This window comes from Thiohalobacter thiocyanaticus, assembly GCF_002356355.1.
GTDB lineage: Bacteria > Pseudomonadota > Gammaproteobacteria > Thiohalobacterales > Thiohalobacteraceae > Thiohalobacter > Thiohalobacter thiocyanaticus_A.
In genome coordinates this window covers 2,752,412-2,764,010 of record NZ_AP018052.1, presented here as the reverse complement: position 1 = coordinate 2,764,010, position 11,599 = coordinate 2,752,412, and the positions used below count along the sequence as shown (strand labels likewise).

The following is an 11,599-nucleotide window of genomic DNA, read 5'->3' as shown; positions in this document are numbered from 1 at the left end:
TGAGGAGTGAGGAGTCAGGAGTGAGGAGGTAAGGGCATTCCGTTTCAGCCGTCATCCCCGCCCAGGCGGGGATCCAGATACCGCTGCGGCCACTGGATCCCGGCCTGCGCCGGGATGACGTCTGGGGTGAAATGAGGGTCCATCGGTTACATTCCCCATTCAGTCACAGTATTCCTCGATCTGCTGCTGCGCCTCGGCGATCTTCGCCTGGCGTTCCTCCTCGGGCAGGTAACGGGCCACGCCGTCGGGGCCGGTGATGCGTGCGCGGCCAGTGGTGGTCAGGATCCGCAGGTTGTGGCGGGCGGCCGCGCAGGCCTTCTGGCGCTGCTCGGCCTGTTGTTCGGCGGCGGCGGCTTCCTGCTCGGCCTGCTCCCGGGCCTGGCGCTGCTCGTCCTGACGCTGGAGCAACTGTTCGAGTTCCTGCTGGGCCTGGCCGGCATCACTGGCGGGCGGCGGGGGCGGGGTCAGCGCCTCGTATTCGCGGTCCGGCGGCGGGTACTGGGAATAATGGGTCTGGCCGTTTTCGTCCACCCACTTGTACATGGCCGCAGGCAGGCCGGTGCTGAACAGCAGGGTCAGCGGGAGCAGGGCACGCAGAAGCGATTTCATATTCAATCCCCTTTATTCTGTCAGGTCTACGGTAGGGGGTTTGGCCGGCGGGAACAAGCCCGCCGGCGTGGCGGTGGTCACATTCGGGGCGTTCGACTTGACCTGTCTGCATAATATAAGTAGTTTCTAACCCTTTCCGTCTCCACCGGCCCCGCAGGGGCATGGGAACCTCTGGGCAGGCCGCGCGCCCGCGTTGGTCCGGCCCAGGGGTTCGTTGGTTTGGTGGCGGTCATTCAACGGCACTGGCCATGTGGCGCCAGTGCACGGGCAGGGCAATCGCAGGAGACATTTCGTGGAACTGACCGGCGCCGAGATCTTCGTTCGCTGCCTGCAGGATGAGGGTGTGGAGCTTCTGTTCGGGTATCCGGGCGGTGCCGTGCTGCACATCTATGACGCCCTGTACCAGCAGGACAAGGTCCAGCACATCCTGGTGCGGCACGAGCAGGCGGCCACCCATGCCGCCGACGGCTATGCCCGGGCCACCGGCAAGCCGGGGTGCGTGCTGGTCACCTCCGGTCCCGGCGCGACCAATGCCGTTACCGGCATCGCCACCGCCTACATGGATTCCATCCCCCTGGTGGTGTTCACCGGTCAGGTGCCGACCAGTCTGATCGGCAACGACGCCTTCCAGGAGGTCGACAACATCGGTATCACCCGGCCCTGCGTGAAGCACAATTTCCTGGTCAAGGACGTGCGCGATCTGGCCGTGACCATCAAGAAGGCCTTCTATGTCGCCACCACCGGCCGGCCCGGCCCGGTGGTGGTGGACATTCCCAAGGACGTGAGTGCGGCGCGCTGCGAATACAGCTACCCCAGGAAGGTCCGGATGCGCTCCTACAATCCGACCGTCAAGGGCCATGCCGGTCAGATCAAGCGGGCCGTGGACCTGTTGCTGCAGGCCCGCCGGCCCATGCTCTATACCGGCGGCGGCGTGATCCTGGACAATGCCTCCGAGCAGCTTATCGAGCTGACCCGGATGCTCGGGTTCCCCATCACCAACACCCTGATGGGCCTGGGCGCCTATCCGGCCACCGACCGCCAGTTCGTGGGCATGCTCGGCATGCACGGCACCTACGAGGCCAATATGGCCATGCACAACTGCGACGTGCTCGTTGCCGTGGGTGCGCGCTTTGACGACCGGGTGACGGGCAACATCGAGAAATTCTGCCCCTCGGCGAAGATCATTCACATCGATGTCGATCCGGCCAGCATTTCCAAGAACGTCAAGGTCGACGTGCCCATCGTCGGCTCGGTGGGCAACGTGCTGGAACAGTTGATCAAGCTGATCAAGGCCGGCAAGGAACGCCCCGACCCCGAGGCGCTGGCCGCGTGGTGGGAACAGATCGAGGAATGGCGCGGCCTGGACTGTCTGAAGTACGACCGCGACAGTGAACTGGTCAAGCCGCAGTACGTACTGGAGACGCTGTACAAGGTCACCAATGGCGATGCCTTCGTCACCTCCGACGTGGGCCAGCACCAGATGTGGGCCGCTCAGTTCTACAAGTTCGACCAGCCGCGGCGCTGGATCAACTCCGGCGGGCTCGGCACCATGGGCTTCGGTTTCCCGGCCGCCATGGGCGTGCAGCTGGCCTACCCGGACGAGACCGTGTGCTGCATCACCGGCGAGGGCAGCATCCAGATGTGCATTCAGGAACTGTCCACCTGTCTGCAGTACGGGCTGCCGGTCAAGATCATCAATCTGAACAACCGCTATCTGGGCATGGTGCGCCAGTGGCAGGAGTTCTTCTATCAGAAGCGCTACGCCATGTCCTACATGGAATCCCTGCCGGATTTCGTAAAGCTGGCCGAGAGCTATGGCCATGTCGGTATGCAGATCGACAAGCCGCAGGACGTGGAGGGCGCTCTGAAGGAGGCGATGCAGCTCAAGGACCGGCTGGTGTTCCTGGACTTCATCACCGACCAGAACGAGAACGTCTACCCGATGATCCCGGCCGGGGCGGGCCAGAACGAGATGATTTTGATTTAGCCGGTTGAAACCTCAACGCGGAGGCGCAAAGGGCGCGAAGGATGAATATTGATGAATGATACCCTTTTATTTCATCCGTCATTCCGGCGCAGGTCGGAATCCACAGATCGCAGCGGTTTCTGGATCCCGGCCTGCGCCGGGATGACGGAAAATCTGTCAGATGCCTGCGCAAGGGGCAACGTTGCGCTTTGCGGCCTCTGTGTCTTTGCGCCGCTGCATTAAGGGTTGATCGATCATGCGACATATCATATCGATTCTGATGGAGAACGAGGCCGGTGCCCTGTCACGGGTGGCGGGGCTGTTCTCCGCGCGTGCCTACAACATCGAATCGCTGACCGTGGCGCCGACCGAGGATCCCTCGCTGTCGCGCATGACCATCGTGACCACGGGCACCGAGGAGATCATCGAACAGATCACCAAGCAGCTGAACAAGCTGGTCGATGTGGTGCGGCTGATGGACATGACCGACGGTCCGCACATCGAGCGCGAGATGATGATGGCCAAGGTGCGGGCCGAGGCCGGACAGCGTGAGGAGTTCAAGCGCCTGGCCGACATCTTCCGCGGCCGCATCATCGACGTGACCGAGTCCACCTATGTCATCGAACTGACCGGGGATTCGGCCAAGCTCGACGCCTTCCTGCAGGCGGTGGATACCGGCAAGATCATCGAGGTGGTGCGCTCGGGCGTGTCCGGCATCGCCCGCGGCGAGAAGGCGCTGACTATTTAAATAGAGCTGAAAACCGCCAAGACGCCAAGATATGCATTGAACCGCCAAGGCGCCAAGAGCGCCAAAGGGTATATTTCATGAATGTATTTCTCTGGCGTTCTTGGCGCCTTGGCGGTTCAGAAAGGTTTTTAAGGTTTTCATCAAAAATCGGTAGTGGAGTGATCCAGACATGGCATTGAACATCTATTACGACAAGGACTGCGACCTGTCCCTGATCAAGGCGAGCAAGGTGACCATCATCGGCTACGGTTCGCAGGGCCACGCCCACGCGCTGAACCTCAAGGACTCCGGCGTCGATGTGACCGTCGGCCTGCGTCCGGGGTCGGCTTCGGCGGCCAAGGCCGAGAACGAGGGCCTGACCGTCAAGCCAATCGAGGAGGCGGTCAAGGGGGCCGACGTGGTGATGGTGCTCGCTCCCGACGAGTACCAGGCGCGCCTGTACAGCGACCAGATCGAGCCCAACATCAAGCAGGACGCCACCCTGGCCTTCGCCCACGGCTTTGCCATCCACTACAACCAGATCGTGCCGCGGGCGGACCTGGACGTGATCATGATCGCGCCCAAGGCCCCGGGGCATACCGTGCGCAGCGAGTTCGTGCGCGGCGGCGGCGTGCCGGACCTGGTGGCCATTCACCAGGACGCCTCCGGCAAGGCCCGGGACCTGGCGCTGTCCTATGCCTCCGCTGTCGGCGGCGGGCGTACCGGCATCATCGAAACCAGCTTCAAGGACGAGACCGAGACCGATCTGTTCGGCGAACAGGCGGTGCTGTGCGGCGGTGCGGTGGAACTGGTCAAGGCCGGCTTCGAAACCCTGGTCGAGGCGGGTTACGCCCCCGAGATGGCCTACTTCGAGTGTCTGCACGAACTCAAGCTGATCGTGGACCTGATGTTCGAAGGCGGCATCGCCAACATGAATTACTCGATCTCCAACAACGCCGAGTACGGTGAGTACGTCACCGGACCGAAGGTGATCAACGAGGAAAGCCGCAAGGCCATGCGCGAGGCGCTGCACAACATCCAGAACGGCGAGTACGCCAAGCGTTTCATCCTGGAGGGCATGAGCAACTATCCGCAGATGACCGCCATGCGCCGGCTGAACGCGGCTCATGAAATCGAGCAGGTCGGCGGGCGGCTGCGCGGCATGATGCCCTGGATCGCCGCCAACAAGCTGGTCGACAAGGCCAAGAACTGAGACAATCACAAGCGCCCCACGGGGCGCTTTTTACATTCGCAAGCATGGCCCGTTCCCGTTATCCCCTTGTTGCCCGCCAGGCCTGGCTGCCCATCGCAGTCACGCTCGTCGTGGCCGGCCTGATCTGGTATTTCCTCGCCCTGCTGTGGGCGCTGCCGCTGCTGGTGCTGGCCACGCTCATCGCCTGGCTGTTCCGCGACCCCTACCGCCAGATCCCGTCCACCCCGCTGGGCGTGGTCAGTCCCGCCGATGGGCTTGTGGAGAGTGTCGATACCGTTCATGATCCCTTTCTACAGCGCGATGCCGTTCGGATCGTGCTGGCCATGCGCGGCGGTGACGTCTACACCACCCGCAGCCCGGTCGAGGGCAAGGTCATGGACATGCTGCAGGCCGCGGGCGAGGGTGAGGACGAGTCTGCCGCGCACGGTGTCTGGATCAAGACCGACGAGGGCGACGATATCGTTATCGTGATGGGGCGCGGCCGGCTGGGTAATCCGCCACGCTGCTTCGTGCAATGCGGCGAGCGGGTCGGCCAGGGCCAGCGCTGCGGCTTCATCAATTTCGGCTCGCGGCTGGAGGTCTACCTGCCGGCCAACAGTCGCATCGAGATCAGGCCGGGCAGCCATATCCATGCCGGCGCCGACCTGCTGGGGGTGCTGGTGCACAAGACCGACCGGGCGATCTCCTGAACGGACAGCGTGGCATGATGAACGATCAGCACTCGCATTCGACTCCATCCAACCGCCGCCCGCGGGGTATCTACCTGCTGCCCAACCTGTTTACCACGGCGGCCTTGTTCGCCGGCTTCTATGCGATCGTCTCCGCCACCACGGACCGCTTCGAGGCCGCTGCCATCGCCATCTTCGTGGCCATGCTGATGGACGGCGTCGACGGCCGGGTGGCGCGTCTGACCAACACCCAGAGTGACTTCGGCGTCCAGTACGACAGCCTCTCGGACATGGTCAGCTTCGGCTTGGCGCCGGCGCTGGTGATGTACGAGTGGTCGCTGCACGGCATGCTGGAACATGGCTGGGTCTGGGCCAAACTCGGCTGGCTGGGGGCCTTCATCTACACCGCCGCGGCCGCACTGCGGCTGGCGCGTTTCAACTCCCAGGTGGAAGTGGCGGACAAGCGCTATTTCCAGGGCCTGCCCAGCCCCTCGGCGGCCGCCCTGGTGGCCGGCATGGTCTGGCTGGGAGCGGATGCCGGCATCGAGGGCGCCGACATCTGGCCCCTGGCCCTGCTGATCACCGCCGCAGCCGGGCTGCTCATGGTCAGCAATCTGCGTTATTACAGCTTCAAGGAAGTCGACTTCAAGAACCGGGTTCCGTTCGTGGTGCTGCTGATCGTGGTACTGCTGTTCGTGTTCGTCTCCATCGATCCGCCCACCTTCCTGTTTACGGGCTTCATGCTCTATGTGCTGTCCGGGCCGGTGATTACCATCTGGCGACTGCGCCAGCGCCGGCGGACCCGCAAGGGGACCTCCTGAGCGGCTCACTCCCCTGGCGCTGCCTCCAGGGCCTCGTCGTTTTCCACCACGTGAAACAGGGCCGCGATCACCTGGCGGTCGTAGCTGCTGCCGGCGCCTTTCAATAACTGGTCCAGCGCGGCTTCCGGTGTCAGCCGTTCGCGCCAGGCGCGGGGACTGACCAGGGCGACAAAGGCGTTGGCCACGGCCAGGATGCGGGCGCTGAGGCGGATCTGCTCCCCCTGCAACCCGTTGGGATAGCCTGAGCCGTCCAGGTGCTCCTGTTTCTGGGCGATGATCTCCAGCACCGGGCCGTCGAATTCCAGGTTCGACAGGATATCCAGTGAATACTGCACGTGCTGCCTGAGCTGTGCCTGTTCCGCCTCGCTCAGGGGGCCGGTCTTGGTCAGGATTTCCCTGGGCAGGAAGATCTTGCCCACGTTGGCGAGATTCGCTGCCATGTCCAGGGCCCGCCGCTCCTCCTCGGGCAGTTGCATCGCCCGGGCGACGGCAGCTGTCACCGCCGCGGTGCGGGCGGAGTGATCGGCGGAGTGGGGATCGTGGGTATCCACCGCGCGCATCAACGCCTGGATGGTCTGCTGCAGGGTCTGTGCCCGCTGTTGCTGGGCCCGGTGCAGGGCAGTGACGTCATGCAGGACCACCAGCGTGGTGCGTTCCAGTCCGGCCCGCTCCGGCAACTCCAGCACCCGGCATTCGAATCGGCGCTGGTGCCCGGCGATCTGCAGGTCCAGCAGGCGGCTGGCCGGGTTGTCGGTGCGTGACTGCAGAAATCCACTCAGGGCCCCGGCCATGTCGGTACCCAGCACGCTGGCCAGGCTTTTGCCCGGGATGTCCTCGACCGGGATCGCCATGGTATTGGCCAGCGGCCGGTTGGCGAACAGGAATTTCAGTTCCGGATCGAGCAGGAACAGGAAATCGGTGACATTGTCGGTCACCGCATGCAGCAGCCGGCCCTGTTCCTCCAGCTCCCGCCGCCGTGCGGCCAGCTCGGCGGCCATGCGCTGGGCGCGCAGGCTGGTGCCGTGCCGCCAGGCCGCCACCAGGGCGGCGCTGACCAGGAACAGGGTCAGCAGAAATACGCTCAGCAGGAAGCGGCGATGTTCGCGTGACTCGCTCAGGGCGGTGTCGGCGTCGACCTTGTGCAGCATGACCCAGGGCGCGTGCTCCAGGGCGCGGCTGGTCATGAGTACCTCCTCGCCGCGATAGTCCGGCACCCGGCGGAATTCGCCGGGCGCGTGCAGCGCCTCGGTCGCGGCGAGCTGCTGGATCTGCAGGGTCAGGCGGCGCTGGGTGGGCGGGGTGTCGTCACGCAGGGGCGAGAGATAGACGGCCAGGCCGTCCTGCTCGGCGACCAGCAGGGTCTCGCCCTGCGCCTGCGGTTCCCGTGACGCCAGCAGGGGGAAGAGTTCGGCTTCGGCGTCGCGCACGCCATATAGCACGCCGACCGGGTGTGGCTGGCGGGCCGCTTCCATGCCCTGGACGGCGAACACCGGCACGGCGAAGCCGACCAGGGCATGCCGGTCCGCCCCCAGGAAGATGTCCTGCAGCCGGCGTTCACCGCTGGCAAGCACCGCCTCGATCTGTTCCCGGGTCCGGTCATCGGCGGCGGGCATGTGCGGGGTGCTCACCAGTGTCTGTCCGCTGCGATCGTACAGCGCCAGGCCGGCGTGCCCGCTGCGCGGCAGGTTGGCGGGGATGTTGCCCCCCGGGGATTTGCCCTGGAAGCCGCTGCGCTGGGCCGCGGCCAGGATCAGATTGCGCAGATAACCCAGCGTGGCCTGCCGTGCCTCGGTCTCGCCCTCGGCCGTGCCGACCTGGGTCAGATACATCTGCAGCGAGGCGTTGCCGGCCAGTTCCTCCAGATCGGCGAAACGCTCACCCAGCCAGCCGTCGACGGTCTCGGCGCGGGTTTCGGCCACCACGCCCAGGCGCAGCTGCCACTGGCGCAGATCCCGCTGCTGCTCGAGCGCGAGATACTGGAAGATCAGCACCAGACCGATGGCTATGATCAGGGTCAGGACGCCCAGCCCCAGCCAGAGCGGGTGTTTCAATGCCTTGAACAAGTGTTCGTCCCCATGTCAGCCGGCGGGCGAGTACAGCCACCAGCCGGTTTCGTTGATGGAGTAGACCGGCACGTAGTGCACGATGCTGCGATGGTCCACCACCTGGTCGATCTGATTGTCGAGAATGAGAATGCGCTCGTCCTGATACACCGCCAGTACGGCATGGGGGACACGCAGATTGGTGTCCTGCAGGATCACCAGGCGCATCCGTTCCACCGGCCAGCCCAGCCATTTGAGCGAGAACAGTTTGGTCAGGGCGTAGTCCTCGCAGTCGCCGTGATTGGCCAGAAACTCGCGCGCGATCGCCCAGTAGTCCTCCACCCCGTAGTTGTCGATGTCGAGTACATAGTCCTTGCGGTTGGCATAGCGGTTGACGGCGCTGATCTGTTCGGCGCGCGGCAGGTCGCGCAGCGATGCCAGGAATTCCCGCCATTCATGCAGGTGACAGGCGTTGAACGCGGGACTGCCGCAATCCTCCGTCTCGGGCCGGTCCTGCAGCAGATGCCGCTCCATCACACTGACCCACTGTCCGAACTGGCTGACGTCCGCCTGCGGCACTTCCCGGTAGCCGAACAGCCCCGTGCCGGATGCTGCAGCCGGCAGGCACAACAGCAGCAGAAGACTCGGAAGGATATGGCGCGGCATGGGATATCTGTCTGTAATTGCTGGGCAAAACAAGATACAAGCCTATCAGTTCAACAGCATGTACGCCAATGCCATCCGGCGGCCCGGATTGTATGGGCGGGCATTTTTCCAGTAACATCGGCGGACTTTTGCGCAGCCGTCCGGCTGCGGCTCCAGCGGAACAAGCATTGGGGAGGCGATATGGGGATGCGCGGCTGCACCGCTGTGCGGGCAGGATTACTGCTGCTGGCAGGCCAGCTGGGTTTCATGCCGCCGGGGGCGGCGCAGGAGACGGATGTCGAGGCCCTGTTCCAGGAAGGTATGCAGGCATTGGAGGACGAGCGACTGCAGAGTGCGCGTGAGGCCTTTCAGACCATCCTCAGTATCGAGCCCACGCTGCATCGTGCCCGCCTGGAACTGGCCGTGGCCTACTACCGCATGCTCGATTACCAGCAGGCGGAGGAACTGGCCCGCCAGGTACTGGAGGATCCGGCGACGCCGCCCCAGGTGCGCGTGACCATTACTGCCTTCCTGGCCCAGGTTGCGGCCGACCGCGCCCGCTTCAATCGACGCCATACCTGGCGCGCCTCGCTCGCCTTCGGCGCAATGCACGACTCCAATGTCAATGTGGGCCCGTCTTCGGAGCTCCTGGCGGACAACATCCGCCTGCTGCCCGGGGCGACCGAACGCAGCAATAATGCCCTGTTCCTGCAGCCCGGTCTCAGCCACACCTACAATCCCGGTGTACGTCTCGACCTGGGCGAGCAGGTGGCCAGCCTGCTGTGGCAATCGCAACTGTCCCTGTACCACCGTGAGTATCACGACGAGGACGATTTCAACCTGGGCGTGACCACCTTCAGTACCGGGCCGGCGCTGGTGGTGCTGCAGCGGTGGCGGGCCGGACTCAACCTGACTCTGGATCACATCCGTCTGGGCGGCGATGACCTCGCCCTGTTCAGCACCCTCCAGCCTTACGTGACCTGGCAGTTCGATGGCGGCGAGTTCACCCTGGACGCCGCCTGGAGCCACCGCCGTTATGAGCAGGCCATCGACGCGGACCGCGAAGGTGACTATGCCGCCTTCGGTGCGACCCTGGCGCGCTTCTTCCTCAACCGGCGCCTGTCGCTGCAGGCCGGTCTGCATTACCTGGATTTCGATGCCGATGCGCCGCGCTGGACCTATGACGGCCCCGAGTTCATGCTGGCCGCCGCCTATCGGGCCTGGCCGCGGGGCCGACTGTATGCCCGTGCGGTGCAGCGCAACCTCGATTATGACGGGACCTTTCCGCCTTTCGGCGAGGCCCGCGACGAACGCGAGCGGCGGCTGGTGCTCGGTTTCACCCACCGGTTCGCCCGCGGCTGGCTGGACGACTGGCGGATGACCGGCGAGTACAACCGGGTACTGAACCGGTCCAACGTGGGGCTGTTCGAATACAGCCGCAGCCAGGTCAGCCTGACATTCCGGCGGGACTTCGAATTGTGATCTAATGTCGAAAAAGTTTACGTATTGGCGAGCGCATTTCAGAGGTAGTGAAAATATAGATTTTTACTTATCTATAAAAAACAAATAGTTAAGTATAATCCGCCTCTGTGCGAATGTCGAAATATATTACATAGCCGCAGATGCTGGTCCGGTCGTTATTTCCAACTTATTGAAATCACTTATTATAATTTCGATGGCATGCCAGTTGCTGATGTTTGGCAGATAACACGCAGGACCGCAGCCCGCGGTCCCCGGAGGATATGTCCATGCGGCGGTACTTGAAGCTTGTCACCCTTTGTTCCGGCCTGTTGCCGGCCCTGACCGGAGCGGTTCAGGCCGCCGGATCCGGGCAGGAAGAGGATTCCGTGTATTCCTGGGGACGCTGGGAAGTGCTGGCCCCGGCGGCTGGCGGCATGCCGGCGCTCACGGCCGTGCAGGTCGAATCCGGCGTGGAATTGCGGCCCGGCGATGCCGCGACCCTGACGCCGCGATTCCAGGCAGTCGATCCGACCGGGGGCGGTGGAGGCAATGAGCCGCCGACGCAGATAGAGGAGCCAGTGGTGGTGCCGAATCCGCCGGGTTCGCCGCCGCCGGTGGGGGATCCGCGTACGAGTCCTCAGGGAGATGGCGAACCCGTTGTGGTGCCGAATCCTCCCGGCGCGCCGCCGCCATCCGGTGGGCCCAGGGGTTGAGGCGGCTTGCAGGCAGGAGACAGAAAGCACGCAACCGGGTATGGCGTCGTGACAATCCAGCGTTGCGTCCCGACGTTTCGATCTCAAAGGGGTACGTGAGGAGGGGTTCCATGAAGCAATTGCTGATAATTATATTTGCGCTGTGTTTTGGTCAGCAGGCCTTTGCGGCGAGCACGGTGGCCGGCATCGATTTTGTCGATATCGCTGATGTGCTGGACGCCTCTACAGGCAGCTTCAATTCCAACTCGGTGAGTGGTACGGGTTCGATCGTGGATGGAAACGCAGCTTCCTATATCTGGAGCAATGACGCCCCGGCCAGTGTTGACGTCTCCTTCGGTGGCGACATGTTCGATGTCAGTGAAGTCGATCTCACCGTGCTTTTCGTCGGCGACGGCGGTCATGCCGGTACCGTCACTCTGCTCGGGGGCAGTAGCGGGGGCAGTTCCGCCGGTTTCAGCATTGCCGATGGCGAGAACTATACCGGACATAATTCGGAGCAGGGCGAAACCCTCTACGGTATCTATGCGGCGACCATTGATCTGAGTGGTTTCAGCGGTACCTTCAGCGGAGTCAGGCTCGATATCAGTGGTGCCAGCGCCGTGCCTTCGTTGCTGGGGACCACGGCGCCGGTGCCGGTTCCCGCTGCTGTCTGGCTGTTCGGTTCCGGCCTGTTGGGGCTGGTCGGGGTTGCCCGCAGGCGCGCTACCGCCTGAATTCAACCCGCTGACGGGGGA

General features: G+C 63.9%; 11 protein-coding genes. 8 read left to right on the top strand and 3 right to left on the bottom strand.

Annotated elements, in window-relative coordinates; translation table 11 throughout:
- Window positions 1–159: 159 nt before the first annotated feature.
- Entirely contained in the window at window positions 160–609 is a 450-nt protein-coding gene (locus CFK21_RS12730; RefSeq protein ID WP_096367009.1) for a DUF4124 domain-containing protein, read from the bottom strand.
- Window positions 610–901: 292 nt separating this feature from the next.
- Between CFK21_RS12730 and CFK21_RS12725 the strand changes: the two genes are divergently transcribed.
- From CFK21_RS12725 to pssA, 5 genes are all read left to right on the top strand, one after another.
- The gene (locus tag CFK21_RS12725; RefSeq protein ID WP_096367008.1) at window positions 902–2,596 is read left to right on the top strand and encodes an acetolactate synthase 3 catalytic subunit; all 1,695 of its coding nucleotides are present in this window, start codon (window positions 902–904) and stop codon (window positions 2,594–2,596) included.
- A 235-nt stretch (window positions 2,597–2,831) separates the two neighbouring features.
- On the top strand, window positions 2,832–3,323 hold the full coding sequence (ilvN, locus tag CFK21_RS12720; protein WP_096367007.1) for an acetolactate synthase small subunit: 492 nt from the start codon (window positions 2,832–2,834) through the stop codon (window positions 3,321–3,323).
- Window positions 3,324–3,498: 175 nt separating this feature from the next.
- Complete coding sequence (gene ilvC / locus CFK21_RS12715; RefSeq protein WP_096367006.1) at window positions 3,499–4,515, top strand: ketol-acid reductoisomerase; 1,017 nt, start codon at window positions 3,499–3,501, stop codon at window positions 4,513–4,515.
- A 44-nt stretch (window positions 4,516–4,559) separates the two neighbouring features.
- Window positions 4,560–5,204 (top strand): phosphatidylserine decarboxylase, encoded by a 645-nt coding sequence (locus CFK21_RS12710; protein WP_096367005.1) that lies wholly within the window; start codon window positions 4,560–4,562, stop codon window positions 5,202–5,204.
- A gap of 14 nt (window positions 5,205–5,218) precedes the next feature.
- On the top strand, window positions 5,219–6,004 hold the full coding sequence (gene pssA, locus CFK21_RS12705) for a CDP-diacylglycerol--serine O-phosphatidyltransferase (protein ID WP_369801208.1): 786 nt from the start codon (window positions 5,219–5,221) through the stop codon (window positions 6,002–6,004).
- Between the two features lie 5 nt (window positions 6,005–6,009).
- Here the strand turns inward: pssA and CFK21_RS12700 are convergent, their stop codons facing one another.
- A complete protein-coding gene (locus tag CFK21_RS12700) occupies window positions 6,010–8,067 on the bottom strand; it encodes an HD domain-containing phosphohydrolase (protein ID WP_096367004.1) in 2,058 nt (685 codons plus the stop codon).
- Between the two features lie 15 nt (window positions 8,068–8,082).
- Window positions 8,083–8,712 (bottom strand): transglutaminase-like cysteine peptidase, encoded by a 630-nt coding sequence (locus CFK21_RS12695; protein WP_096367003.1) that lies wholly within the window; start codon window positions 8,710–8,712, stop codon window positions 8,083–8,085.
- 186 nt (window positions 8,713–8,898) lie between these two features.
- Between CFK21_RS12695 and CFK21_RS12690 the strand changes: the two genes are divergently transcribed.
- The 3 genes from CFK21_RS12690 to CFK21_RS15435 all read left to right on the top strand — a co-directional run bounded on the left by CFK21_RS12690 (window position 8,899) and on the right by CFK21_RS15435 (window position 11,578).
- The gene (locus tag CFK21_RS12690) at window positions 8,899–10,173 is read left to right on the top strand and encodes a tetratricopeptide repeat protein (RefSeq protein ID WP_096367002.1); all 1,275 of its coding nucleotides are present in this window, start codon (window positions 8,899–8,901) and stop codon (window positions 10,171–10,173) included.
- Window positions 10,174–10,439: 266 nt separating this feature from the next.
- Entirely contained in the window at window positions 10,440–10,865 is a 426-nt protein-coding gene (locus tag CFK21_RS15325) for a hypothetical protein (protein ID WP_157745680.1), read from the top strand.
- Between the two features lie 110 nt (window positions 10,866–10,975).
- Window positions 10,976–11,578, top strand: coding sequence for a VPLPA-CTERM sorting domain-containing protein (locus CFK21_RS15435; RefSeq protein ID WP_096367001.1), 603 nt, complete (start codon window positions 10,976–10,978; stop codon window positions 11,576–11,578).
- Window positions 11,579–11,599: the final 21 nt, after the last annotated feature.

What these genes read in the sequence shown, in the direction of transcription:
- CFK21_RS15435 (WP_096367001.1), top strand. Translation starts at nt 10,976, where the DNA reads ATGAAGCAATTGCTGATAATTATATTTGCGCTGTGTTTTGGTCAGCAG.
- CFK21_RS12695 (WP_096367003.1), bottom strand. Translation starts at nt 8,712, where the DNA reads ATGCCGCGCCATATCCTTCCGAGTCTTCTGCTGCTGTTGTGCCTGCCG.
- CFK21_RS15325 (WP_157745680.1), top strand. Translation starts at nt 10,440, where the DNA reads ATGCGGCGGTACTTGAAGCTTGTCACCCTTTGTTCCGGCCTGTTGCCG.
- CFK21_RS12690 (WP_096367002.1), top strand. Translation starts at nt 8,899, where the DNA reads ATGCGCGGCTGCACCGCTGTGCGGGCAGGATTACTGCTGCTGGCAGGC.
- pssA (WP_369801208.1), top strand. Translation starts at nt 5,219, where the DNA reads ATGATGAACGATCAGCACTCGCATTCGACTCCATCCAACCGCCGCCCG.
- CFK21_RS12710 (WP_096367005.1), top strand. Translation starts at nt 4,560, where the DNA reads ATGGCCCGTTCCCGTTATCCCCTTGTTGCCCGCCAGGCCTGGCTGCCC.
- CFK21_RS12730 (WP_096367009.1), bottom strand. Translation starts at nt 609, where the DNA reads ATGAAATCGCTTCTGCGTGCCCTGCTCCCGCTGACCCTGCTGTTCAGC.
- ilvN (WP_096367007.1), top strand. Translation starts at nt 2,832, where the DNA reads ATGCGACATATCATATCGATTCTGATGGAGAACGAGGCCGGTGCCCTG.